The organism is Pseudomonas sp. CGJS7 (genome assembly GCF_036961695.1).
This window is the reverse complement of record NZ_JBAMDI010000037.1, coordinates 40,784-65,194: the sequence shown is the minus strand read 5'-3', so window position 1 is coordinate 65,194 and position 24,411 is coordinate 40,784. Positions and strand designations below refer to the sequence as shown.

Sequence of the window (24,411 nt, the reverse complement as noted above, 5' to 3'; positions counted from 1 at the left end):
GGGCACGCACGGGTTGAAGGCAATGTCTACTCAGGCGCGGTGTGCAGCTTCTGGCTTGGCAATGCGGCTATTGGGGCGGATCTTGAACCAGATGGAATACATCGCCGGCAGGAACACCAAGGTCATGATCGTGCCCACGAACGTGCCTCCGATCAGGGTGTAGGCCAAGGTGCCCCAGAACACCGAGTGGGTGAGGGGGATGAAGGCCAGGATGGCTGCCAATGCCGTGAGCAACACTGGGCGTGCGCGTTGCACTGTGGCCTCGACCACGGCGTCGAAGGGCGCAAGTCCTTCAAGCTGGTTGTGGTCAATCTGCCCGATCAGGATGAGGGTGTTGCGCATCAGAATCCCGGAGAGCGCGATCAAGCCGACTAACGCGTTGATGCCGAACGGTTGGCCGAACAGCAGTAATACGGGTACTACACCGATCAACCCCAGCGGTGAAGTCAGAAACACCATGACCATCGCCGAGATAGAGCGCACCTGCAGTATGATGATCAACAAAGTCAGGGCGATCATGATCGGCAGGAGGGGGACGATAGCCTGGCTGGCCTTGGCCGACTCCTCGATAGAGCCTGCCATTTCGATTTTGTAGCCCGCAGGCAGCTGCGTGACGATGGGCTGGAGGTCTTTCCAGATCGCCGTGGATACATCAGGCGGCTGCAGCCCTTCCGCGATGTCACCCCGCACTGTCATGGTGGGCGTTCGGTCGCGGCGACGGAGGATGGGGTCCTCCATGCGAATGCTCACATCACCGATCTGCGAAACCGGAACGCGCTGACCGTTCGAGCCTACCAGGGTGAAATTCTCGATCTGGGCAGGATCGAGTCTGATCTGGCCAGCGGCACGCCCTACAACCTGCACAGAGCGGATATCTTCCCTGACCGACGTGATCGGCACACCGGTGAGCAGGAACTGAAGCTGCTGCGACACCGAGGCGGACGTCAGGCCAACCGACTGCAGGCGATCTTGATTCAGGGAGAAGTGAAGCGTGGGAACAAGCGGGCCCCAGTCGGTATTGACGGTCTTCATCATGGGGCTCGCCTGCAGCACGCTTTGGACGCGTGCTGCAATCTGACGCAGTTGCGAGGCATCCGGGCCCATCACCCGATAGGCGACCGGGTAGGGGGAGTAGGGCCCGAATACCAGTTGTGTTACCCGCACTTGAGCGCCGGGTGCCAGACCTTCGGAGGCCGCCTCCCGAAGACGATGCTTGAGGGCCTCACGAGCGCCCTGGTTTTCGGTCAGGACGACAATCTTGGCAAAGGACGGGTCGGGCAACTCAGGGGCCATTGCCAGGAAGAAGCGGGGCGGGCCTTGGCCGATGTAAGTGGTGACAATCTTTGCCTCCTCTTGCTGACGTAGCCAGGACTCCACCTTGATCGCAGTGGCATTTGTCTGTTCGATGGAGGTGCCATAAGGCATCTGCAGCTCCACAAGCACTTCGGGGCGGTCGGAGGTCGGGAAGAACTGCTTCTTTACCAATCCCATGCCAAGCACGGCGGCCACAAATGTCGAAACCACGGTGCCTGCCACGAGCCATTTATGTGCGATCACCCAGCCCAACAAAGCGCGGAATCGGTTGTAATGACGGGTGTTGTAAATAGCGGCATGACCACCTTCAATCGTCTTGATCCGAGGCAACAACTTCACGCCCAGGTAGGGGGTGAACGCTACCGCCACCACCCAGGATGCGATCAGGGCGATGCCGACAATCCAGAACATGTTGCTGGTGTATTCACCGGCAGTGGACTGGGCGAAACCGTTAGGCATGAATCCGATGGCGGTAACCAGTGTGCCGGACAGCATGGGGGCTGCCGTGTGGCTCCAGGCATATGCCGAAGCCTTGATGCGGTCGTAACCTTCTTCCATCTTCACGACCATCATTTCGATGGCGATGATCGCGTCGTCGACCAGCAACCCTAAGGCCAGGATGAGCGAACCCAGCGTAATCCGGTCGAAATTCTTGCCTGTTGCGGCCATCACCACGAATACGATCGCCAGTGTCAATGGCACCGCGGCTGCGACGACAACGCCGACACGCCAGCCCATGCTGAGGAAGCAGACAAGCATCACGACCAGCAGGGCAACGAAAAACTTGATCATGAACTCGTCGACGGAGGACGTGATGTTCACCGCCTGATCGGTGACCTTGCTGAGCGTCATGCCCAAGGGCATGCTTTCGTTGATTTTGGCTGTTTCGGCCTCCAGGGCTTTGCCAAGGTCGAGGCCGTTCCAGCCTTCGCGCATGACAATGCCAAGCAGCAAGGCTGGCTCGCCATCGTTACGCACCAGAAACGTCGCGGGATCTTCATAGCCGCGTTCAACGTCGGCCACATCCGACAGTTTCAGGGGGCGGCCCTGGGCGACCACAGGGGTTTCGCGAATCTTTGCCAGTTGATCGAAGGCGCCGTCAACCCTGACCACCACTTGTGGCCCCTGCGTTTCGACCGAGCCCGCCGGTGACAGGGCGTTCTGGTTGTCAAGGGCCGAGAAGATGTCCTGTGGCGTGATTCCGAGCGTGGCCAGGCGGTCATGGGAAAAGGACACGAATATCCGTTCAGCCTGTTCCCCGATGATGTTGACCTTCTTGACGCCCGGGACGTGCAGCAGCTGCTGGCGCAGTGTTTCGGCGTCGCGTACCAGCTGGCGCTGCGGTTCGCCTTTGGCTTTGAGCGCGTAGACCGCAAATGTCACGTCCGAGAACTCATCATTGAGCATTGGGCCAATGACGCCCGCTGGCATGAGCTTGGCCTGATCACCCGCTTTCTTGCGGGCCTGGTAGAACTCCTCCTGAACCGCCGAAGGTGGGGTCTTGTCTTGCAGCGACACCATCGTGAACGCCAACCCAGGCCGGGTGTAGGTTTCGGTACGGTCATACCAACGCAGCTCTTGCATGCGTTTTTCCAACGGTTCGGCCACCAGATCCTGCATTTCCTGCGCAGTGGCGCCGGGCCAGGCAGTGATAATCGTCATCTGCTTGACGGTGAAGGGCGGATCCTCTGCACGGCCCAGCTTGAAGAAGGCCAGCGTGCCGGCGAAGGCGATCAGCACAATCAGGAAGAGGGTGATTGATCGCTCGCGTACCGCGAGCGCGGATAAGTTGAAACGCTGCTGGCTCATGGTTGGTGCCCCATGACCTGAGCTGTTTGAGCCTGTTCCATGACCTCGACGCCATCGCGCAGCAGATGCGCACCCAGTGCCACGATCCGATCGCCAGCGTGCAGGTCACTCTTCACGACCGCTTTTTCGTCACTGACACTTAGAACTTCCACAGCGCGCCAGGACACCTTGGCCGGCTGGCCTGCTATCACCCAAACTCCAGCTCCGTTACCCGGGTCAAAGAGTGCGCCGATGGGTATCTGCTTCGCTTCGAAATTCGTATCGGTATCCGGAATCTCAAGCGTAATGGTTGCACCCAATGGCGCGCTCGCCATAGGCCCAGTGAGCACGTACCTGGCCTCGAATGTGCGCGTGATGGGGTCTGCTGCATCTGAAAGCAAGCGCAGTTTGGCGGGTACGGCCTGCGCAGGCTTGCCAAATAGCGTGGCGAGTGCAGTCGAGCCAGGTGCAGGTCGAAGCGTTTCTGGCAAGTAGACGACAGCTTCTCGTTGCCCGGCCCTGGCCAGCCTTACAACCGCTTGACCAGCACTGACGACCTGGCCCGGTTCGGCCAGCGTGTCCATCACCACACCATCGGCGTCGGCTAGCAATACCGCATATTCGGTGGCGTTCCTGGCAACGTCAGCCTGAGCTTGCGCGGCACTGAGTTGCGCCTTCGCAGCATCAGCCGCAGCTTTGATCTGGTCGTAGGACGAGGCCGAGACCGCGCCCTCGGCAACCAGCCCTCGATATCGAGCTTCGTCGTCACCGGTCTGCTTGGCCCGTGCCCGAGCGGCAGTTACGGCCTCTTGCTGTGCGCGTGCCTGTAGATTCAGATCCACCGGATCCAGACGCATCAAGGGCTGACCGCGTTTGACTGTTTGCCCGGTATCGACCAGGCGCTGCAGGATTTTTCCGGATACTCGGAAGCCGAGGTCACTCTGTATGCGAGCGACCACTACTCCGGAAAACGAACGTGCAAGGGCTGACGCGTCCTGTACCGAGACCGCTTTCACGACCGGCGGTGTGTCTCTCGGGTCTTTTCCAGGTGAAGAGTCCCCGCAAGCGACAAGGGCGAGTGGGAGTAAGCAACCGACTATGGCGGCAGGACGCAGGCGCATGGGATCCCTTTCTCAAAAGGCGATATAGGAATCCCATTTTTCTACCAGTGACCAATATTGTCAATGGTCACGCTCTGCTAAGGGGCGAGACTTCTGAGTATCAAAGCCGGCAGTTGGACGACCGCATCCTGAAGCGTGTCCAGGTTGTGCTGAAGGAGCGCGGCATTTACGTATGGCCTCATGATCAGAAAAATCGCCAGCGTCAGTTCGTCCAGGGGGGTCTTGCGTTCAAATTCTCCTGCGTCGCGGCCTTGTGTCAGGATCTCCAGAATGACCTTACTGATATTGGCCTCATGAGACTTGACCGACGACCATTGGTCGCGCGATGCCACTGCCGCTATGTCATAGAGCTTCCGGTCGTGGAAGAAAAGGTCAGCCCCGCCCTCAGCGATCGCTCGGAATAGACGTCTCAACTTTTCCGATGCAGTCGGGGCGTCGCTGGTGGCCGTCGCAATGCGCTGCATGATGAGCGCAAGCCGACTGGAGCAAATCACCTCTCCGATCGCTTGTTTGGATTCGAAGAACTTGTAGATGTAGGCCTTTGAAAAGCCGATCGATTTGGCTAAGTCTGAGACAGTGGTTTTGTCGTACCCATAATGGGCGAAGTGCTCCATGGCAGCCTGGATGATCTGATCCCTCACGTCGTGGTCGGCTGGCCCGCGCGCCGGCGAGGGTGGAGAAGATTTACTCATTTTTGAAGCATCCTGGAACTGATTGACAGAGTGTGACCAAAATATAATATGGTCACATCTCCTCTTGGTCTATGAGAATCATCATGCTTCCCTACCGAACGATTGCTCTGCTGTTGAGCGCCAGTCTCACTGCAGGGTGCATGGTTGGCCCGGATTATAAACAGCCAGAGGTTGCGCTGGCCGATCATTACGTCACGGATGCACAGCCGTTGACCGCAAGCGACACATCGGTCGGCAGCCTCGATGTCTGGTGGGAAGGATTTGGAGATCCTTTGTTGAGCAGGCTTGTGACCGAGGCGCTGGGGCAAAACCTGCAGTTGGCGCAGGCACAGGCCCGCGTAGCTCAGGCTCGCGCAGCACTGGGCTCAGCGACCGCGGCGCTTGTGCCGTCCGCGGGTATCAATGGTCAAGCTGCACGCTCACGGCAATCCGTTGAAACGCCATTGGGCCAGCTGCTGAACTCAACGCCTGACTATGACCGCTACGGCAACAGCTATGAACTCAATCTGCAAGCAAGCTGGGAAATCGACTTGTTTGGTGGGCTGCGGCGTGATCGGCAAGCCGCCGTCGGTGAGTACCAGGCTTCTGAGGCGGGGGCAATCGCGACGCGTCTTGCCGTTGCCGCGCAAACAGCCGATATCTACACCACCGTGAGGGGGCTGCAGGCGCGCCTGGCCATTGCTCAGAACCAGGTGCAGACACAGCAAGACCTTCTGGCCAAAGTCAACCTGCTCAACCGCAAAGGTCTGGCGCCTGACTACGAGGTTCGTCAAACCGAAGGCGAACTGTCTCAAGTCGAGGCAACCGTGCCAGTTTTGCGTGCGGGCCTGGATGCGGCTCTCAACGCCTTGGATGTCATGCTTGGCAGTGCGCCAGGTACCCACCGCGCCCAGATGGCAATTGCCTCGTCAATCCCTCAGGTGCCTGCGCTTGCGCAAATCGGCAAACCTTCCGATCTGCTCCGCCGTCGGCCCGACCTGATCGCCGCTGAGCGCAGGCTCATGGCTGCCAATGCCATGATCGGCAGTGCGATCAGTGAGTATTACCCAAAATTCTCGATAGGCGGGCTGATCGGCAGTGCGTCTACCTCTGGCGGAACATTTTTCACGGGCGATGCCGACCAATCAGCCGTATTGCTCGGCTTGAGGTGGCGACTCTTTGATTTTGGCCGCATCAACGCGCAGATAGACCAGGCCAAAGGACGTGAAGCCGAAGCCCTGGCCATCTATCGGCAGTCTGTGCTGGAGGCTTCGGAAGATGTTGAAACAGCTTTGTCTGCATTGATCAATCGGCAAGCGCAGGCACAGTCGCTCAAACGCGGTGAGGTATCCCTGGAGCAAGCACGACGTTCGTCCTTCGTAGCATTTCAGAACGGCGTAGCCAGTTTGATAGACGTTCTGAACGCAGATCAGCAGCTTCTCAGGACATCGGATTCCCGAGCAGTTGCGCAAACTGAAGCGGTGCGTGCTGCTATTGCTGCCTACCTCGCCCTGGGTGGCGGGTGGTCAACTGACTCAGATGTGGCACTGCGATGATGGGACTGCGTACATGCCTTGAGCGGTAAAGCGTCTCGACCAGCCTCACTCAGAAGTCTGGGAAAGGGTGTTCAGCACCTTCATCGCTTTTTGCGCATCATCTTTGCCTACGAAGACATGATCGTGGAAATAGGCTGCGATCACATTGCAGCTGATCCCTGCTTGGCCCAGAGCGGTCGAGAACGCCGCAGTCAAGCCGACTGCATCCAGGGCCGAATGGATGGTCAGGGTGATCCACGCAGCGACGAAATCAAACTTCAGCCCGAGCGTTTCTGCTCGGCTTCGCTCGATGATCAAGGTCAAGCCTTCTTTTTCCTTGAAGCTACCCACCAGGTCGTCCGGGCTCAGCCCTGCGAAGTCAGCGACGGTGCAGAAGACGTACTCACCTTCGTTGAGGATTGGGCTCATACCGCGTAATAGGGCAGAGATAGATTTTTCACCCGCCACGTCTCACCTCCAATAATTAGTGGCAGAAGTCTGCCTGAAATGATGATCAGTGCAATGAATAACGAGCATGACGGATTAGAGAAACTGATGCGCCGGATTCTGCTGAACCACCTTTTTGCCCACTTTAAGGGCATCGCCGCCCTTAAAAGAGGCGCCTCACAGCGCGCACAGCAATGAAAGATCGCTAGGCGATCAGTTGTGCCTGTCGCTCAACTGGCCGTAACTGCGGGGTCGCAGCGGCAATGGCATTGATCCCGCGAGCTTGGCACGCCTCTCGCATCATGTAATTCCGTGCAGGAGCAGCGCTGGCTGAGTGCACCACAATTTGAAAAATGGTTGGCTAGGGTTCCGGCTCGCAAAAACGAGTGTCTGGACCGAGAGCTGACGACCTCCAGTTGAGGTTACACGGCGGGATAAAAGCCCGGGAGACAGACCACCTTGTAGAGGGTGATGCGCTGCTCCTGTCCGCTCACCGTCAACTGGAGTCCCACCATGCGAAAGCCCCTACTCTCCGCTTTCATGGCAGCAGGCATTGGCCTGTTGGCTGCCACTTCATCACACGCTGCGGCCAAGACAGACTTCAACGTCTGCTGGACGATCTATGCCGGCTGGATGCCTTGGGAGTTTGCTCAGGCACAAGGCATCGTCGACAAATGGGCGAAGAAGTACGGTATCCATGTCGCTCTGACTCAGCTCAACGACTACGCGGAGTCGATCAACCAGTACACCGCTGGCCAGTTCGACGGCTGCACCATGACCAATATGGACGCGCTCACGATCCCAGCTGCTGGCGGTGTCGACAGCACGGCATTGATCGTCAGCGACTACTCCAACGGCAACGACGGTGTTGTCATCAAGGGGGCAGGCAAGACCGTTTCCGACCTTAAAGGCATGGATGTGAATCTGGTCGAGCTATCGGTGTCGCATTACCTGCTAGCCCGCGCACTCGATACGGCCAACCTTCGAGAGAAAGATCTGAAGGTGATCAATACGTCTGATGCGGACATCTCCGCCGCTTTCAACACCGAGAGCGTCCAGGCCGTCACCACCTGGAATCCGATGCTCGCCGACATCAAGGCCACTCCCGGTGTAACCGAAGTCTTCAGTTCCAGCCAGATACCTGGCGAGATCCTGGACATGATGGTGGTCAACACCGAAACCCTCAAAGACAACCCCGCACTTGGCAAGGTGCTCACAGGGGCGTGGTTTGAGGTCATGAGCATGATGAACGCCAAGGACGCCAGCTCCGAAGCCGCCGAGGAGCACATGGCCAAGGCTTCGGGTACTGACCTTGCCGGTTTCAGGTCTCAACTGGCAACCACCCACCTGTTCTTCACCGCTCACGATGCACTGGTATTCGCCAAGAGCCCGGATCTGCCGGAGACCATGGCGAAGGTCGCGAACTTTTCGTTCGAGCACGGTTTGTTGGGTGATGGAGCACCCGACAGCAATGTGGTGGGGATGAGTTTCGCCAACGATGTCACCCTGGGCGACCAGGCCAACTTGAAGCTGCGCTTTGACCCGACCTACGTGCAAATGGCCGTCGACGGCGCCCTGTAAGCGGAGAGTGCTCAATGCGCTTGATCAACCGACATCCCGATCGGAGTTCACGGCTGTTGCTGGTGATACTCCCGCTGGTCCTGGTGCTGTGCGCGTACTTCGTGAGTTCGGCGCAGCGCCTGGCTGACAACCCCAACGACAAGCTACTGCCCAGCGCCATGCAAATGTCCGACGCTGTGAAGCGCATGGCGTTCACCGAGGACAAGCGCAGTGGTGCCTACCTGCTGTGGCAGGACACAGGCGCCAGCCTGCAACGGCTGGGTACTGGCCTGGCCATCGCTGCAGGGGCCGGCCTGTGCCTGGGTATCGCTGCCGGTACCTTGCCGCTGGTTGGCGCATCGCTGTCACCCATGCTCGTCGTGCTGTCGATGATTCCGCCACTGGCCATTCTGCCGATCCTGTTCATTGTCTTCGGGCTGGGCGAATTGTCCAAGGTGATGCTCATCGCCATCGGGATCACCCCCATCCTGGCCCGTGACCTCGAACAACGGGCCCGAGAGATCCCGGTGGAGCTGCTGATCAAGGCCCAGACGTTGGGGGCCAGTACCTGGACGCTGATCCTGCGGGTCGTCCTGCCGCAGTTACTGCCGCGCCTGCTGATTTCACTGCGTCTGGTGCTCGGCTCCGCATGGCTATTCCTGATCGCTGCCGAAGCCATCGCCTCTGAAAACGGCTTGGGCTATCGGATTTTCCTGGTGCGCCGTTACCTGGCGATGGACGTGATTCTTCCATACGTCGTTTGGATCACGCTTCTGGCCTGGTTGATGGATTGGGGGCTGAGGACGCTCACACGTAGAGCCTTCCCCTGGTATGAGGGCGCGCGAGCATGAGCTTCATCGAAGTCAAGAATGTATGGCAGCAGTACGCAGAGCATGTGGTGCTGGAGGGCTTGAACCTCACGATCGAGGAGGGCGAGTTCTGCACCCTGGTCGGGACTTCCGGATGCGGAAAATCCACGTTCTTGCGCCTGCTCCTGGGCCAGGAAACCCCGAGTAAAGGTCAGATCCTTCTGGGTGGCCAACCGCTTTGCGCCGAGCCCGATCCTGCACGTGGCGTCGTGTTCCAACGCTACTCCGTCTTTCCACATCTCACGGTGCTGGACAATGTCGCACTGGGACTTGAGTTGCCGAACGCGTTTCTGCTTGGTCGACTATTCGGAGCGAGAAAACGCGCTGCTCGGGATCAGGCGGCAGAGCTTTTGCGCAAAGTGGGTCTGCAGGCAGCACTTGGGAAATACCCTTCACAGCTCTCTGGCGGGATGCAGCAACGCCTGGCTATCGCGCAGGCGTTGATCATGAAACCTCGCGTTCTGCTACTTGATGAGCCGTTTGGCGCGCTCGACCCTGGTATTCGCAAGGACATGCATGCGCTGCTGCTGGAGCTGTGGAAGGAGACGGGCCTGACAGTCTTCATGGTGACCCACGACCTTAGCGAAGGATTCAGCCTGGGTACTCGGCTGATGGTGTTCGACAAGATTCGCGTCGACCCCCATGCACCCCTCTCATACGGCGCGCGCGTGACCTACGACTTGCCACTCAACAGTAAACGCACAGATTCGCGGCTGGCTGCTGCTGCATCGCTGTCGTGTGCGATTCAACCAACCAAGGACTGCTACCCATGATCGAAACAACTGTGTTTTCCAATGAGTTGCTACCGGGAGGAGGACACCTCTCATTCGTGCTCAAGCGTGGTGAGTTGTTGCGCCTGACCGACGTGGAGGGCGGGGCGAACGTCAGCGCCATGCTGTTCAACGCCCACGAGAAGACCGAGCGCCTGAATCTGCCCGACAGCTTGAAGTGTCAGCACACCGCAAAGCTCACTGCAGGCCATTGCCTTTACTCGGATATGGGGCGGGTGCTCGCTGCAATCACTCGTGATACCTGTGGTTGGAGTGACAGCATCGGTGGCGTGCTTTGCGCTCAGGAGGTCGTAGAGAAATACGGTAACGGCCGTTACCAGGAGTTGCGCAATGGTTTCTTCCGCAACGGCGCGGACAACCTGCTCGTCGAAATGGGCAAGTGGGGGCTGGGCTTGAGCGATCTGACGATGGTGCTCAATCTGTTCAGTCGCGTCGACGTCGATGCCCATGGCGGGCTGCGGTTTGTCGAGGGTAATTCCAAAGCCGGAGACTGCATCGAGCTTTACGCACCGATGGACACCTTGTTCGTGATTACAGCCCTTCAGCATCCGATGGACCCTTCGAAGACCTATTCGCCAAAGCCTGTCGAGCTCACCTTCATGAAGGCTGCGGACGCGGTCGCCGAACACTGTCGAACTTCGCGGCCAGAGAACGAGCGCGGTTTCATCAACACCCAACGGATTCATGCCTGAGGACGCCTCATGACTGCACCATTGCACCTTGAAAATGCCTTATACCAAGCCACCATTCCAGCCGGAGAACCATGGCTGACCGAAGTGAAGGCTGGCCAGATTCTACGCATCCGGGATCTCGAAGGTAACCAGGCGATCGATACCCTGTTCTACAGTGCCGCGAATCCTCGTGAGCGCTACGACGTCCAGCGCACGTTGCGGCGGCAGAACAATGTTTACCTGGGCAAAGGCAGCGTTCTGTACTCAAACCTGGGCCGACCATTACTCACCCTCATCGAAGATAACTGCGGGCGCCACGACACACTCGGCGGTGCGTGTGCACAGGAGAGCAATACCGTCCGTTATGCCCTGGACAAGCGTCACATGCACAGCTGCCGTGACAATTACCTTCGGGCCTGCAGCCATGATGGCCGGTTGAGCAAGCGCGACATCAGCCCGAACATCAATTTCTTCATGAATGTCCCGGTCACTCCGGAAGGCGGCCTGACCTTTGAGGACGGCATTTCGGCGGCAGGTAAATATGTGCTGCTGCGCGCAGAGATGGATGTAATCGTGCTCATCTCCAACTGCCCGCAGTTGAACAACCCCTGCAACGGCTACGACCCAACACCCGCAGAGCTGACCATATGGGCATGAAAACCTGGGTAAAGCGTTTGAGGTACATGTTCTTCGTGTACTGCCACTACCGTGCTGGGCGCATCCAATACCGCAGCGACCCGCCAGACTGTCCTGACAAGCACTCCTGATCCAGGCTGGGGACGACCCCAAGACCTCATAAGCACTGTGGGACGACCCACAACCCAACCGCACGGACATGTACCGTCGTAAGGGGCTTCTTATGTTCGATTCATTGTTGATTGCCAACCGTGGCGCTATCGCCTGCAGGATCCTGCGTACGCTTCGCCAAATGGATGTAAAAGGTGTCGCTGTCTACGCAGAAGCTGACGTAGCCAGCCTTCACGTTCGTGATGCAGCCCAAGCTGTGAGCCTGGGAGAAGGAGCTGCTGCCAACACATATCTCTGCGTCGACAAGATCCTTGCTGCTGCCAAGGAAACGGGCGCGGGCGCCATTCACCCAGGTTACGGCTTCCTCTCAGAGAATGCGGCTTTCGCGGCGGCTTGTGAGGCGGCTGGGATAGCCTTTGTCGGCCCCACTGCAGATCAGTTGAAGCTGTTTGGCCTCAAACATACTGCGCGCGCTTTGGCGCGCAAGTACGGCGTCCCAATGCTTGAGGGTACCGAACTGCTCGACAGCGTGGAGGAGGCTGTTGCAGCTGCGCAGGCGGTGGGCTATCCGGTCATGCTCAAAAGCACGGCCGGCGGCGGCGGAATCGGCATGCGGGTATGTTGGTCACCGACAGAGCTCGCAGATGCCTTCGAGACTGTCAGGCGGTTAGGTCAGAACAACTTCAGTGATGCAGGCGTCTTCATCGAGAAGTACATCCAGCGTGCGCGTCATCTTGAAGTCCAGATTTTCGGGGATGGGTGTGGGGATGTCATCGCACTGGGTGTGCGTGATTGCTCAGTCCAGCGCCGCAACCAGAAGGTGCTGGAAGAGACCCCGGCTCCTGATCTCACTGACCGGATTTCCCAGTCACTTTGTGAAGCTGCCATTCGTCTGGCCAAGGCAGTGAGCTATCGGAGCGCAGGTACTGTTGAGTTCGTGTTCGACAGCGATGCGCAGCAATTCTACTTCCTGGAGGTCAACACCCGCCTGCAGGTCGAGCATGGCGTTACCGAGCAGGTGTGGGGTATTGATCTTGTTCGCTGGATGGTTGAGCTCGCGGCTGGAACCCTGGCACCGCTCAAGGAGTTGGCGCGCACCCTGACGCCTCGGGGCCATGCCGTGCAGGCGCGCCTCTATGCAGAAGATCCAGGTAAGGAATTCCAGCCCAGCCCTGGTTTGCTCACGGCCGTTCAATTTCCGCACGCAGAAGGCCAAACCCTACGTATCGATACATGGGTAGAGGCGGGGTGTGAGATTCCTCCGTTTTTCGACCCCATGATCGCCAAGGTCATCACTTGGGCAGAGGATCGCGACCAAGCTTGTTCTCGTTTGCACGCTGCGCTCGACAACAGCGTCATCTACGGCGTGGAAACCAACCGGGAGTACCTCAAGCAGATCCTGCTGGATGCCCCATTCGCGACCGGCAAGCCCTGGACACGCTGCCTTGAGGGGTTGGTGTATAAAGCGTCAACCATCGAGATACTCAGCGGCGGCACTCAGACTAGCGTCCAGGACTACCCTGGACGCCAGGGGTACTGGGCCGTCGGAGTGCCGCCGTCTGGGCCAATGGACAGTCGAGCATTGCGCCTTGGCAATCAACTGATCGGCAACCCGGAAGGTGAGGCTGGACTCGAAATCACCATGACCGGGCCAAGCATGCGATTCAATGCTGACGCCGTGGTAGCCGTCACGGGGGCGGAGATTCCGGTACTGATCGATGGCAACGTCGTGCCGATGAACACTGCACTGATGATCAAGGCTGGTTCGGTACTCAGCATCGGCACGATCGTTGGTGCTGGCACCAGGGCCTACCTGTGTGTACGTGGAGGCATCCAGGTACCGGAGTATCTGGGCAGCAAGAGCACTTTCACCCTGGGGCAGTTTGGCGGTCACGCAGGTCGAGCCTTGCGCGCGGGGGATGTGCTGCACATCAGCCGCTTGACTGACTCAAGTGCAGGCAGGCAACTGCCAGAGCAGGAACCGCTGGGGGCGCGCCGAGAGATCCGTGTGATTTACGGCCCCCATGGGGCGCCCGAGTATTTCACACCGGCGTATATCGAGACATTCTTCGCCACAGAGTGGGAAGTGCATTTCAATTCGAGCCGCACCGGTGTTCGGTTGATCGGGCCAAAACCCGAGTGGGTGCGCGCCGACGGAGGGGAGGCTGGGCTGCATCCCTCCAACATCCATGACAATCCTTATGCGATCGGGGCCGTGGATTTTACGGGCGACATGCCGGTGATTCTGGGCCCGGACGGCCCAAGCCTGGGTGGTTTCGTCTGTCCGGTCACAGTGATCGAGGCCGACCTGTGGAAGCTGGGGCAGCTTAAAGCCGGCGATAAGGTCAGGTTTGTACCTACAGACATCGCGCGTGCCCGAGCACTGGCGACTTCGCCGTTGCTGGGGGAGGTGCCGGTGCGCAGCACATCCGATGTGAAAATGTCCGAGCTTGTGTCCCCAATCGTAATGGACTTGGGGGAGGGCGAGATGCGACTGGTAGCCCGATTGGCTGGTGATACCCATTTATTGCTCGAGATTGGCGAACCAGAGCTTGATCTGGTGCTGCGGTTCCGTGGCCATGCTTTGATGCAAGCTCTCGAAGCTCAAGCACTCCCAGGGGTCATCGATCTGACACCCGGGATCCGCTCGCTTCAGGTGCACTACCAGCCGGAGCGACTTTCCTTAGGCCACCTGTTGGAAGCTATCGCCGGCGAGTGGGATGCGGTCTGCGCAGCTAAGGATCTTGCGGTGCCTTCTCGAATCGTTCACCTACCTCTGTCTTGGGACGATCCTGCGTGCCAGCTGGCCATCGAAAAATACATGACCACTGTGCGCAAGGATGCCCCCTGGTGCCCAAGCAACCTGGAGTTCATACGTCGCATCAACGATCTTGCGAACCTGGAGGAGGTGCAGCGCACGGTGTTTGAGGCCAGTTACCTGGTCATGGGCCTTGGGGACGTATACCTCGGAGCTCCCGTGGCAACTCCGCTCGATCCTCGGCACCGCCTGGTGACCACCAAGTACAACCCCGCACGTACGTGGACTGCAGAAAACGCGGTCGGCATCGGTGGTGCTTACATGTGCGTTTACGGCATGGAGGGGCCGGGAGGTTATCAATTTGTCGGGCGAACCCTGCAGATGTGGAACCGCTATCGAGAAGTAGAGGCTTTCGGTGGCAAACCTTGGCTGCTCCGCTTCTTTGACCAAATTCGCTTCTACCACGTGACCGCTGAAGAGTTGCAACGCATCCGTAGGGACTTTCCGCTCGGCCGATACGACCTGCGTATCGAGGAGAGTCAACTACGACTGGCGGATTACCAAGAGTTTCTGGCGGGTGAGGCGGACAGCATCGCAACCTTCCGTAGCCAGCAACAGAGCGCGTTTGCAGCCGAGCGGCAGCGTTGGATTGATACGGGACAAGCGCACTTCGAAAGTAGCGAGGCGGCCGCCCCAACGAGCGAGGAAAGCCCTATCCCCAGCCATTTGCTGGGCGTAGAGAGCCCGATTGCCGGCAATTTGTGGCAAGTCCAGGTTGCCGCTGGTGATGAGGTCGAGGCGGGCACGACCTTGGTGGTACTTGAATCCATGAAGATGGAAATACCGGTCTGCGCGCCTTGTGCAGGTGTCGTCAGGGAGATTCACGTGGAGCCAGGGGCAGCCATTCGTGCCGGTCAGCGCGTAGTTGTCATTGAGCCTATCGCAAAAGGGGCGGCAGCATGAAGAATGATCTGCGAATCGATGTATTGCGTGAACGCTATGTGCGTGGTGACGTGAGCCCTCGCCAACTGATTCTGGCATTGCGTGACGAGGCCCAGGCCATCAACCCCCAGTTCAACGCGTTCATCCATCTTCTGAGCGCTGAGGAGCTTGAGCCGTACCTTGCGGTGCTGGAGTCGACGCCTATTGAGCGTTTGCCCTTGTATGGGGTGCCTTTCGCCATCAAGGACAACATCGATTTGGCAGGCGTGCCGACCACGGCGGCTTGCCCTGCGTATGCTTACATCCCGGTTCGCTCGGCCAGCGTCGTCCAGCGGCTGATCGACCTCGGGGCCGTTCCATTAGGCAAGACCAACCTCGATCAGTTTGCGACAGGGCTGAATGGCACGAGATCACCATACGGTGCATGCGTGAACAGTGTGAATCGTGATTACCCCTCAGGTGGATCAAGCGCCGGATCACCTTTGGCCGTGGCGCTGGGTATCACCAGTTTCGCCCTGGGTACCGATACTGCAGGTTCAGGTCGCGTACCTGCAGCCCTCAATGGGCTTGTAGGGTTGAAGGCAACAAGGGGGCTGATTTCGACTGCTGGAGTCGTACCTGCATGCCGAACGCTGGATTGCGTCACTACATTTACGGCTACAGCACGGGAGGCCAGCCAATTGTTGGCCTTGCTTGCTGTGCAAGATCCTGCGGACGAATACAGCAGAGCCAACCCTGCTTGGAATGATGGCAGTGCGTTCGGGCGCATCACTTCCTTCCGGTTTGGCATCCCACGCGAGTGCGACCTGGAGTTTTTTGGATGCAGCGAGGGGCCTGGCCTGTTTGAAGCGTCCATCCAGCGACTGAAGTCGCTGGGGGGAGAGCCGGTCACCATCGACCTTTCGCCATTCCTTGAAGCTGCCCGCTTGTTGTACGAAGGCCCGTGGGTTGCCGAGCGTTACAGTGTGGTGGGAGAGCTCGCGCAGGTACACCCAGAAGCCGTGCTGCCAGTCATTCATGCGGTGCTTGAGAAAGGCCCGAAGGTAAGCGGCGTCGATACGTTCCGTGCTCAGTATCGGTTGCAGATGCTCAAGGCCAAATGTGATGAAGTCCTGAAAGACCTGCATTGTGTGCTTACGCCCACAATTGGTCGCCCCGTGACCTTGGCCGAGCTCGCTGATGAACCCGTGAAGCGCAACTCTGAGCTGGGCTATTACACCAACTTCATGAACCTGCTCGATTACGCAGCCGTTGCTGTGCCCAGCGGTGTCATGAAGAACGACCTGCCTTGGGGGATCACGCTATTCGGTCGGGCATTCACTGACCACTACCTGCTGAGCCTCGCAAACGCCTACCAAGGGTTCGAAGCACCGGCGATCGATGCTCGCAACGACATGGCCCGCCTGGTCGTTTGTGGTGCCCATCTGGATGGGCTCGCGCTCAATTGGCAGCTCCAGCATCGTGGGGCTCGGTTGCTGGAGTCCACAAGCAGCTCCCCCCATTACAAGCTCTACGCGCTTGCCGGCGGGCCTGTGAAACGACCCGGGATGGTGCGGGTGCAGGAAGGGGGCGTCGCCATCGCAGTGGAGGTTTGGGAGATGCCGAGCACGGAGCTGGGCTCATTCCTGACCGGTATCCCTGCGCCTTTGGGGCTGGGCAAGGTGGAACTGAGCGATGGTCGCTGGGAGACAGGTTTCATATGCGAAGGCGCGGGACTCGATGGTGCCGCAGACATCACCGAATGGGGAGGGTGGAGGGCCTGGTTGGCTTCGATGAGCTGAGGTTGAGGCGGACACTTCTTGCCGTTGTGAAATGACTATGCCCACATTCCTGAAGTAAGAAAGTGGGCATCGAGGTGCGACTCGCGTGGCTTATTTTGCGCTAACGGCGCTGGCTGATTCAGCTTGCTCGTGCTGGCGTTTGCGGCCGATTACCAGTACTGCGATACCGGCCACGGTGCACAGCGCGGCCAAGGGCATCAGCGCCAGGGAGTAGCTGCCGGTGGCATCGTGAATGGCGCCGTAGGCATTGACCATAAGGCCTCCGCCGATCAGGTTGGCCATGGCGCCTACGGCGGCAAGGCCCGCGGCAGCGGTCGAGGAAGACAGCCAGCCGGACACCAGTGCCCAGAACGGCCCTTTCATCGAATACGCGCCCACCAGTACCATGGTCAGCATCGCCACCGTTGCCGGCAGAGAAGCGGTGAACAAGGTCATCAGCAGGCCCGCCGCGATCAGCAGCATGGTCATCGCGGTGTGCCAGCGACGCTCGCCGGTACGGTCGGAACTGCGGCCCCAGAAGATCATCAGCACCGAGGCAATGCCGTAAGGGATGGCGTTGACCAGGCCGATTTCCAGGGCGCTGAGGCCAAAGGTTTTCAGCAACTGCGGGGCCCATACGCTCATGGTGCTGCCAGCGGCGGAAGCGCCCGAGTAGATCAGTGCCAACACCCAGATATCCTTGTGGCGCAGCAGCTTCCACAGCGAGATATGGCCGATGGCGGTCTTTTTCGAGGCTTCATCAGCCAGGCGCCGAGTGAGCCAGCCGCGCTGCTCGTCGCTCAGCCACCTGGCTTGCTCTGGGCGGTCGGTGAGCACGAACAGGCAGGCGATGCCAAGCAGTACTGCAGGTATCCCTTCGAGAATGAACAGCCAGTGCCAGCCACGCATACCCAACCAGCCATCCAGGCTCAGTAGCAGGCCCGAGAGTGGCGAACCGATGAAGTTGGCAGCAGGGATCGCCACCATGAACAGTGCCACCATGCGTGCACGGTAGGCCGACGGCAGCCAGTAGGTAAGGTACAGCAGTACACCTGGGAAGAAGCCGGCCTCGGCAGCGCCTAGCAAAAAACGCATCACGTAGAGGGAGTTGGCGCCCTGGACGAACGCCGTGCCTGCGGAAATCAGGCCCCAGGTGATCATGATGCGAGCGATCCAGATACGCGCGCCGTACCGTTGCATGGCCAGGTTGCTGGGCACTTCCACCAGGAAGTAGGCAAAGAAGAACAGGCTGCTGGCAAAGCCGAAGACCTTGGCCGTGAGCTGCAGGTCCTCGTTCATCTGCAGGGATGCCATGCCGATGTTGCCCCGATCGATGATCGCAATGAGGTAGCAGATGATCAGGAATGGCAGAAGGCGCCATGCGACACGGCGCATGGTACTGCGTTCGAGATCGTCCGGCTGGGGGCTTGCTGAAGTCATGGTGCTCTCCAATTGTTTTTTTTCTGGAGTGAAGCGTCGGGAGCGTGCCCCTTCTCGCGAAGCGGCGCGCGAGGGAGTGCGGTCAGCTGGCGAACAGGTGGCGATTGACCACGCAACGCGGGTCCAGAGCAATGCCCGCCCAGACATCGAGAATCTGTTTCAACGCTACCAGGCCTACACGGTCACGGGCCTCGGTGGTGTTGGCGCCGACATGCGGTGTGGCGACCAAGGACGGCAGGCCCCACAGCGGGCTGTCGGCAGGCGGCGGCTCGGGATTGAATGTGTCCAGCCCGGCACCGGCGATGCGGCGTTCGCTGAGCGCTTTCACCAAGGCGTTGGTATCGATCAGCTCGCCACGGGCAGTGTTGATCAGGATGGCGCCTGGGCGCATGCGCTCGAGTTGGGCAGCGCCGATCAGGTTGTGGTTGGTCTCGGTCAGCGGGCAATGCAGGCTAATGATATCGCTTTCAGCCAGCAGGCGATCGAAGTCCTCTTCACGTTCGAGATGCGGGCGTTCTGGCAGTTGCTTGAGGTATGGGTCGAACACCTTGACCTTCATGCGCAGCGGCGCCACCAGGTCCATGAGGATGCCCCCGATCGAGCCCAGGCCAATCAGGCCCAAGGTCTTGCCCGACAGCTCGATGCCGTTGGCCGAGGCCTTGTCCCAATGCCCGTCACGCATGCGCGCATCCAGCAGCGCGGTTTGGCGGGCCACGCTGAACATCAGGGCGAAGGCTAGCTCGGCCACCGACTGGGCATTGGCGCCAACGGCGATCGATACCGGGATGCAGCGGTCTGCGGCGGCCTGGATATCGATGGTGTTATAGCCCACGCCGTGCTTTGCGATCACTTTCAGTTTGTCCGAAGCCTCGATCATGGCGCGGGTCAGATTGCCCTGGCGTACCACGATGGCATCGGGCTGTTCAGCGCGAATGATCGCTTCCAGTTCCTCGCTCGGCAGGTAGGGCGTGGTGGGGACGATTCTGACGCCCTGTTCGGCGGCAAGGTGCATGGCCTCGGCGGCGAGCTCGGGGCCGGTCAGCAGAATGGTACGGGACATCGTGGATACCTTGTTCTTGTCAGGGGCAGTTCAGGGGCGGTCTGCCGCGCATGTGCAGCATTGACCTAGACCCTACCATAATGAAACGCCATTGCAAGAAAATTGATTGCAGACTCGATTTTGCGAAAAAAGCGAGCAAAAATTCCGTTGTCATGATTTTAATGAAATGCCATTCTAGAAATAGGTTTCGAAAATACCAATGATGTCGAATAACACCAAGAGAGGTATGTCACATGAGCATTGGCTTCCAAGTGCTTGAGCGCACACGTAAAGTCGGCGATGAGTGGGTTGCACGCTACCGTGAAGTTCCGGTGGCTAACGTCAGCGACTCGATGAACCGCATGACTGCAGGTGGTGCCCGCTTGCGCCCCATGCATCGCGAAGGCGGGCTGTGCGGTCCGGCATTGACCGTCAAAGCCCGTCCGGGTGACAACCTCATGCTGCACTACGCGATCGACATCGCTCAGCCGGGCGACGTGATCGTCGTCGATGCCGGCGGCGACCTGACCAACGCTCTGATCGGTGAAATGATGGTGGCCTACGCGGTCAAGCGTGGCGTGGCCGGTATCGTCATCAACGGCGCCATCCGCGACGCTGCCAACATTGGCGCGGGTGAATTCCCGTTGTTCGCTGCAGGTGTTTCGCACCGCGGTCCTTACAAGGATGGCCCGGGCGAGATCAACGTGCCGATCGCCATTGATGGTATGGTGATCGAGCCGGGCGACCTGGTGATCGGTGATGACGATGGCATGCTGTGTGTGCCTTACGACCATGTTGCCGAGGTCTATGCGCATGCTACCGCCAAACACGCTGCCGAAACCGCACAGATGGAAAAAATTGCCCAAGGCACCAACGACCGCTCCTGGGTCCTGGAGTCCTTGAAGAAAAAAGGCTGCCTGCTGCCAGGCTGATCCAGCATCAGTTGCGCACCTTGCGATGGGGTGCGCAGTGGCTGATGGATCGGTGTCGGTCGCGGGATTATTGAGGATTCGAAGACTTGTCCGATTCATCACCACCGCACAGCACACGCTGGCCCGCCGCTGTGCGGGCGCTCTCTCATCGCAATTTCCAGATCTATTTCGTCGGCCAGGGTGTTTCCACGTTGGGCAAGTGGGTGCAGCAGGTAGCATTGGCTTGGCTGGCCTATCACCTGACCGGTTCGGCCGTGCTGCTGGGGCTGATCACCTTTCTTTCGCTGGCGCCGCAACTGCTCATCGGCCCGCTGGCGGGGGCGTGGATCGACCGCCACGACAAACGTCGCCTGCTCATCATTGTGCAACTGATCTTGATCATGCAGTCGCTTGTGTTGGGCATCGCAACTTGGCTGGGCTGGGTGGACGGGCCGTTCATCGCCGGCATGGCCCTGCTGCTGGGCCTGCTCAACGCCCTTGAAACACCACTGCGCCAGGCGCTGATCGGCAGCTTTGTCGACAACCCGGGCGACCTGCCGAATGCGCTCGTGCTCAATGCCATGCTGATCAATGCTGCGCGTTTCGTCGGCCCCCCACTGGCTGGCGCGCTGATTGCCTTTGCCGGGGAAGCAGCCTGTTTCCTGCTCACTGCACTGGCTTTTCTCGCGCTGTGGGGTGGCTTGCTGAAGGTCCGCGGCACTGCCAGCCTCAAGGCTAGCGGCTCAACCTCGCAGGTGTTCCGCGAGGGCCTGGACTATATGTGGCAGAACTTGAACGTGCGCCAGCTGTTGATCAACGTGATCATGGTCAACTTGCTGGCTTCCTGCTACGCGGCACTGCTGCCTATCCTGGCCAGGGCAGTGTTCGCCGGTGATGCGCGTGTGTTGGGTTGGCTATGGGGGGCGGCAGGTGCCGGGGCGTTCGGGGCGACGCTGGTGTTGGCGGTGGGCGGCGCCATGCCGCGGCTGCGCCAGTTCACCGGTGCCGGGGCGCTTTCCTGCGCGGTCGCGTTGATAGGCTTATGGCTGGCGGCGGAGCTGCCGCTGGCACTGCTGGCGTTGGCGGTGTTGGGTTTTGGTATCACCTTGAGCAACGTCAGCACCAATATGCAGTTGCAGAGCGGCGCGCCGAGCCACTTGCGCGGCCGGGTCATCGCCTTCTACATTGCCATGCGCTTTGGTTTCGAGGCTTTGGGCGGTATGGCCGCAGGTTTGATCGCCGCTCGCTTGGGCGCGCCGGCGACGCTGGGGATCGCCGGCGCGGTATTGGTGCTGGGGTTGCTGGGGCAGTACATCAGTTACCGCCACCATTGATGGGTACGCGACCTGATCAGCGACAGCCATGCGAGCCTTGCCCTACTGTTTTTTTATCTGGCCCACTGCGCATGCTACGTTGGCGGGGACCGACCGTTGTCGGATAATGAGGTTTTTCTGCCCTCGCATTGAATGGAGGGCTTCAATCGTGTGAGGTTTGCAAATGGCAAAAGCGCGGCCGCGTCCCGCGGTAAATGGTGTGGCATCGGCAGACCGTGTTTTGACCGTGTTAACCGCTTTTCAGGTAGGCGACGCTGCGCTGAGCCTGGTCGAGCTGGTTGAGCGTACCGGGCTCATCAAGAGCACGATCATGCGCTTGATGGTTTCTCTGGAGAACCACGGGTTCATTACCCGCATGGCTGATGGTCGCTATCAGTTGGCAAGCGAAGTCATGCGTTTGAACGCTGTGTATCAGGAGGCGCTAGACCTGGAAAAGCACGTGATGCCACGTTTGCATTATCTGGCTGAACAGTCGGGTGAAACTGCTTCCTTCTATGTGCGTCACGGTGCGTATCGGATGTGTCAATATCGGGTCAATTCATCGCATCGACTGCGTCTGAACCTGCAACCTGGTGACATGCGGCCGATGGATGAAGCCGCGGGTGCTCAGGCGTTGCGCGCTCCCTATCAAATCGGCATTGCCTTGCAAAAACCTTATTACTCCAAAGGCGCAACAGACCCTCATGCTGCTTCGATGGCGCTGCCCATCTACGGTGCCCAACAGGAATTGATGGGCGCCCTTGTGATTTCAGGGCCTGCGAGTCGTTTGACTGAAGAGTATGCCGAAAGCCTCAAGCCGATGTTCTTCGAAGCGGCACGTGATCTGATGCGAAGCTTGGGCTTTAAGTCTGCATCTTTGGAATCCGCATGATCCAACTGCTCAGGCAAAAGGTGGAGGAGGGTCGTCGAGGGATTCACCTGCAGTATTCGATGTCAAAAGTCGCCTCCATGCCTGTCATTACCTGCCCCCTTCAGGCGCGCTCCCCACGAAGCCAGCGCTCGTGATAATGGATCAGGCGCGTCAGTCCATAGACGGCGCCGTCGTGCATGACTTGCGCTCGCTCACCAAAAAAACGCTGGGTACGGGTAAACACGGCTATCGGTTCGCCGGCAAAAGCCCACGCAAAGCAAAGGGTGCCGGGTAGAACCCCGGATGCTGGGTCAGGCCCGGCTACACCCGTAGTTGCGATAACGACATTGGCATCGCTGTCCTTCAACGCCCCCAGGGCCATCTCCCATGCGACTGGTTCGCTAGTCAGCCCGTACCGTTCGATGGTTTGCGCGCTTACACCTAGCAGACGCTTCTTGGCGGAGGGCGAATACACGACGTAGCCGCTTTCCAGTACCTCGCCTGTGCCTGGGAATGCCGCTAGCAGAGCGACCATGCAGCCTGCTGTGCAGGATTCGGCAGTGGTAAGTACCAGATGGTGGTCTTTGAGGTAGCCGAGCACGGCCAATACGGGATCCGTTGCCATTTTTATGTCGACTCATTGTTCTTTTGTGGTGGACGTGTCGGCCATGTAAATGGTTCACCGGTTTAGCGCAGCTTCGCCTTGTTTTTTGAGCTGAACTTTATTTCCCTCGTTGACATCACTGTAGGGAGCACGGAGCTGGGCTCCGAGGCGTTGTCATTCGTTCATGAGTGGGCCGGCGCATTGCTTCATGAGCGCCTGTCCGCTTTACTGATTCTTATAGTGATGCCCTGACCACCAACGGACAATCAACTGGCTGGGCTCCCGATACCTCGAGGGCCTGGATCAGGTGCCGGGCAGCATTGCGACCGATCTCGTAATATGGCAATTGCACGGTGGTCAGCGGTGGGATGAACAGTTCGGCGATGCCGATCATGTTGTCATAGCCGAGCACAGCGACATCGGCGGGAATCTTCAGGCCACGGCCCAACAACAACTGATAGGCACAAAAGGCAATACGGTCATTGCCACAGATCAGAATGTCGAATTGGGGGCGACCTTCGATGATATGTCGGTCGAGGATGGCTGCGGTTTCACCGTAGGCGTCATGATCGGAAAGGTCGTATTGCAGGAGTGTGTCAGGCGCTAGGCCGAATTCCTGACAGGCACGTTGCAGGCCTTTTTGTCGCAAGCCCCAGGCCAGACTCTGTTTTGGCAGATTGATACACAGCGGGCGCCGATAGCCTTGGCTTAACGCGTGATGTACGGCTCGATACTGCCCCTTTTCGTCGTCTGGCACATAACTCACCAGGCGACTGTCATCGGTCAGGCAATTGGCGAGTACCAGTGGTTTGCTCTTCAACCGCTCGGGAATGCACACCTGGCGAAACCCCATGGCGCTGAAGATCAAGCCGTCCGGACGGTGCGACAGCATTAGGTCGATGTTCTGGTCAGTGGGCGGGTTGCTTAACAGGTTTAGGATAAAGACATTCCAGCCGGCTTGCTGCGCGGTCTGCTCAATGGACAGCAGCAGCTCGACCGCAAATGGTGTGGTCGCAGTGTCCAGCGCGAACACACCGATGGTTCGCGACTGGAGGTTGTCGCCGCGCATCCTGCGCGCCGACAGGCTCGGTACGAATTGCAGTTCATCAATGGCACGACGCACCCGCAGAAGGGTTTCGGCGCTCAGTTTTTCCGGAGTGTTGAGCGCTCGAGAAACCGTCATCAGGGACACGCCGGCCAGCTGTGCAACGTCTTTCACTGAAGTCATGTGAGGCGAAATCGGTCAGGTTGACGCCGAA

The 24,411-nt window shown here is 59.1% G+C and carries 19 protein-coding genes and 1 riboswitch; of the genes, 11 read left to right on the top strand and 8 right to left on the bottom strand.

What is annotated here, in order from left to right; translation table 11 throughout:
* Window positions 1-30: 30 nt before the first annotated feature.
* The 3 genes from V7787_RS22135 to V7787_RS22125 form a co-directional block, all read right to left on the bottom strand.
* Window positions 31-3,123 carry an efflux RND transporter permease subunit gene (locus tag V7787_RS22135; RefSeq protein ID WP_104887663.1) on the bottom strand — a complete coding sequence of 1,031 codons (3,093 nt, stop codon included), beginning with the start codon at window positions 3,121-3,123 and terminating at the stop codon, window positions 31-33.
* Window positions 3,120-4,223, bottom strand: coding sequence for an efflux RND transporter periplasmic adaptor subunit (locus V7787_RS22130; RefSeq protein WP_104887662.1), 1,104 nt, complete (start codon window positions 4,221-4,223; stop codon window positions 3,120-3,122). The genes V7787_RS22135 and V7787_RS22130 overlap by 4 nt, the downstream gene beginning before the upstream one ends.
* A gap of 77 nt (window positions 4,224-4,300) precedes the next feature.
* Complete coding sequence (locus tag V7787_RS22125; protein ID WP_010954179.1) at window positions 4,301-4,915, bottom strand: TetR/AcrR family transcriptional regulator; 615 nt, start codon at window positions 4,913-4,915, stop codon at window positions 4,301-4,303.
* A gap of 83 nt (window positions 4,916-4,998) precedes the next feature.
* On the opposite strand from V7787_RS22125, the gene V7787_RS22120 reads away from it, so the two are divergent.
* Window positions 4,999-6,450 carry an efflux transporter outer membrane subunit gene (locus V7787_RS22120; protein WP_064492084.1) on the top strand — a complete coding sequence of 484 codons (1,452 nt, stop codon included), beginning with the start codon at window positions 4,999-5,001 and terminating at the stop codon, window positions 6,448-6,450.
* Between the two features lie 45 nt (window positions 6,451-6,495).
* On the opposite strand, the gene V7787_RS22115 is transcribed toward V7787_RS22120, so the two are convergent.
* On the bottom strand, window positions 6,496-6,897 hold the full coding sequence (locus V7787_RS22115; RefSeq protein WP_064492083.1) for an ACT domain-containing protein: 402 nt from the start codon (window positions 6,895-6,897) through the stop codon (window positions 6,496-6,498).
* Window positions 6,898-7,226: 329 nt separating this feature from the next.
* Window positions 7,227-7,327: riboswitch (guanidine-I (ykkC/yxkD leader) on the top strand.
* A 62-nt stretch (window positions 7,328-7,389) separates the two neighbouring features.
* Here V7787_RS22115 and V7787_RS22110 point away from each other — a divergent pair.
* The 7 genes from V7787_RS22110 to atzF all read left to right on the top strand — a co-directional run bounded on the left by V7787_RS22110 (window position 7,390) and on the right by atzF (window position 16,995).
* Entirely contained in the window at window positions 7,390-8,457 is a 1,068-nt protein-coding gene (locus V7787_RS22110) for a putative urea ABC transporter substrate-binding protein (protein WP_064492082.1), read from the top strand.
* Window positions 8,458-8,471: 14 nt separating this feature from the next.
* Window positions 8,472-9,287 (top strand): ABC transporter permease, encoded by an 816-nt coding sequence (locus V7787_RS22105; RefSeq protein ID WP_064492081.1) that lies wholly within the window; start codon window positions 8,472-8,474, stop codon window positions 9,285-9,287.
* Window positions 9,284-10,078 (top strand): ABC transporter ATP-binding protein, encoded by a 795-nt coding sequence (locus V7787_RS22100; protein WP_020193057.1) that lies wholly within the window; start codon window positions 9,284-9,286, stop codon window positions 10,076-10,078. The genes V7787_RS22105 and V7787_RS22100 overlap by 4 nt, the downstream gene beginning before the upstream one ends.
* On the top strand, window positions 10,075-10,788 hold the full coding sequence (locus V7787_RS22095; RefSeq protein WP_064492080.1) for an urea amidolyase associated protein UAAP1: 714 nt from the start codon (window positions 10,075-10,077) through the stop codon (window positions 10,786-10,788). Before V7787_RS22100 ends, V7787_RS22095 begins: the two co-directional genes overlap by 4 nt.
* Before the next feature lie 9 nt (window positions 10,789-10,797).
* Window positions 10,798-11,424, top strand: a complete 627-nt coding sequence (locus V7787_RS22090) for an urea amidolyase associated protein UAAP2 (protein WP_064492079.1) — start codon at window positions 10,798-10,800, stop codon at window positions 11,422-11,424.
* A gap of 202 nt (window positions 11,425-11,626) precedes the next feature.
* Entirely contained in the window at window positions 11,627-15,235 is a 3,609-nt protein-coding gene (gene uca, locus V7787_RS22085; RefSeq protein WP_336089574.1) for an urea carboxylase, read from the top strand.
* The gene (gene atzF, locus V7787_RS22080) at window positions 15,232-16,995 is read left to right on the top strand and encodes an allophanate hydrolase (protein WP_104887659.1); all 1,764 of its coding nucleotides are present in this window, start codon (window positions 15,232-15,234) and stop codon (window positions 16,993-16,995) included. Before uca ends, atzF begins: the two co-directional genes overlap by 4 nt.
* A 90-nt stretch (window positions 16,996-17,085) precedes the next feature.
* Here atzF and V7787_RS22075 read toward each other — a convergent pair whose 3' ends face one another.
* Together V7787_RS22075 and V7787_RS22070 are read right to left on the bottom strand one after the other, a co-directional pair.
* Window positions 17,086-18,414, bottom strand: coding sequence for an MFS transporter (locus V7787_RS22075; protein ID WP_020191085.1), 1,329 nt, complete (start codon window positions 18,412-18,414; stop codon window positions 17,086-17,088).
* 82 nt (window positions 18,415-18,496) lie between these two features.
* Window positions 18,497-19,474, bottom strand: coding sequence for a hydroxyacid dehydrogenase (locus tag V7787_RS22070; RefSeq protein ID WP_064492076.1), 978 nt, complete (start codon window positions 19,472-19,474; stop codon window positions 18,497-18,499).
* A gap of 233 nt (window positions 19,475-19,707) precedes the next feature.
* Between V7787_RS22070 and V7787_RS22065 the strand changes: the two genes are divergently transcribed.
* The 3 genes from V7787_RS22065 (at window position 19,708) to V7787_RS22055 (ending at window position 22,569) form a co-directional block, all read left to right on the top strand.
* A complete protein-coding gene (locus V7787_RS22065) occupies window positions 19,708-20,385 on the top strand; it encodes an RraA family protein (RefSeq protein WP_020191087.1) in 678 nt (225 codons plus the stop codon).
* Between the two features lie 86 nt (window positions 20,386-20,471).
* Window positions 20,472-21,698, top strand: a complete 1,227-nt coding sequence (locus V7787_RS22060; protein ID WP_231114285.1) for an MFS transporter — start codon at window positions 20,472-20,474, stop codon at window positions 21,696-21,698.
* 163 nt (window positions 21,699-21,861) lie between these two features.
* Window positions 21,862-22,569, top strand: coding sequence for an IclR family transcriptional regulator (locus V7787_RS22055; RefSeq protein ID WP_020191089.1), 708 nt, complete (start codon window positions 21,862-21,864; stop codon window positions 22,567-22,569).
* 100 nt (window positions 22,570-22,669) lie between these two features.
* Here the strand turns inward: V7787_RS22055 and V7787_RS22050 are convergent, their stop codons facing one another.
* On the bottom strand, window positions 22,670-23,173 hold the full coding sequence (locus V7787_RS22050) for a CinA family protein (protein ID WP_020191090.1): 504 nt from the start codon (window positions 23,171-23,173) through the stop codon (window positions 22,670-22,672).
* Window positions 23,174-23,387: 214 nt separating this feature from the next.
* Window positions 23,388-24,380 (bottom strand): LacI family DNA-binding transcriptional regulator, encoded by a 993-nt coding sequence (locus V7787_RS22045; protein ID WP_020191092.1) that lies wholly within the window; start codon window positions 24,378-24,380, stop codon window positions 23,388-23,390.
* Window positions 24,381-24,411 lie beyond the last annotated feature (31 nt).

What these genes read in the sequence shown, in the direction of transcription:
- V7787_RS22095 (WP_064492080.1), top strand. Translation starts at nt 10,075, where the DNA reads ATGATCGAAACAACTGTGTTTTCCAATGAGTTGCTACCGGGAGGAGGA.
- uca (WP_336089574.1), top strand. Translation starts at nt 11,627, where the DNA reads ATGTTCGATTCATTGTTGATTGCCAACCGTGGCGCTATCGCCTGCAGG.
- atzF (WP_104887659.1), top strand. Translation starts at nt 15,232, where the DNA reads ATGAAGAATGATCTGCGAATCGATGTATTGCGTGAACGCTATGTGCGT.
- V7787_RS22055 (WP_020191089.1), top strand. Translation starts at nt 21,862, where the DNA reads ATGGCAAAAGCGCGGCCGCGTCCCGCGGTAAATGGTGTGGCATCGGCA.
- V7787_RS22120 (WP_064492084.1), top strand. Translation starts at nt 4,999, where the DNA reads ATGCTTCCCTACCGAACGATTGCTCTGCTGTTGAGCGCCAGTCTCACT.
- V7787_RS22135 (WP_104887663.1), bottom strand. Translation starts at nt 3,123, where the DNA reads ATGAGCCAGCAGCGTTTCAACTTATCCGCGCTCGCGGTACGCGAGCGA.
- V7787_RS22070 (WP_064492076.1), bottom strand. Translation starts at nt 19,474, where the DNA reads ATGTCCCGTACCATTCTGCTGACCGGCCCCGAGCTCGCCGCCGAGGCC.
- V7787_RS22105 (WP_064492081.1), top strand. Translation starts at nt 8,472, where the DNA reads ATGCGCTTGATCAACCGACATCCCGATCGGAGTTCACGGCTGTTGCTG.
- V7787_RS22075 (WP_020191085.1), bottom strand. Translation starts at nt 18,414, where the DNA reads ATGACTTCAGCAAGCCCCCAGCCGGACGATCTCGAACGCAGTACCATG.
- V7787_RS22100 (WP_020193057.1), top strand. Translation starts at nt 9,284, where the DNA reads ATGAGCTTCATCGAAGTCAAGAATGTATGGCAGCAGTACGCAGAGCAT.
- V7787_RS22050 (WP_020191090.1), bottom strand. Translation starts at nt 23,173, where the DNA reads ATGGCAACGGATCCCGTATTGGCCGTGCTCGGCTACCTCAAAGACCAC.
- V7787_RS22090 (WP_064492079.1), top strand. Translation starts at nt 10,798, where the DNA reads ATGACTGCACCATTGCACCTTGAAAATGCCTTATACCAAGCCACCATT.
- V7787_RS22110 (WP_064492082.1), top strand. Translation starts at nt 7,390, where the DNA reads ATGCGAAAGCCCCTACTCTCCGCTTTCATGGCAGCAGGCATTGGCCTG.
- V7787_RS22130 (WP_104887662.1), bottom strand. Translation starts at nt 4,223, where the DNA reads ATGCGCCTGCGTCCTGCCGCCATAGTCGGTTGCTTACTCCCACTCGCC.
- V7787_RS22125 (WP_010954179.1), bottom strand. Translation starts at nt 4,915, where the DNA reads ATGAGTAAATCTTCTCCACCCTCGCCGGCGCGCGGGCCAGCCGACCAC.
- V7787_RS22045 (WP_020191092.1), bottom strand. Translation starts at nt 24,380, where the DNA reads ATGACTTCAGTGAAAGACGTTGCACAGCTGGCCGGCGTGTCCCTGATG.
- V7787_RS22065 (WP_020191087.1), top strand. Translation starts at nt 19,708, where the DNA reads ATGAGCATTGGCTTCCAAGTGCTTGAGCGCACACGTAAAGTCGGCGAT.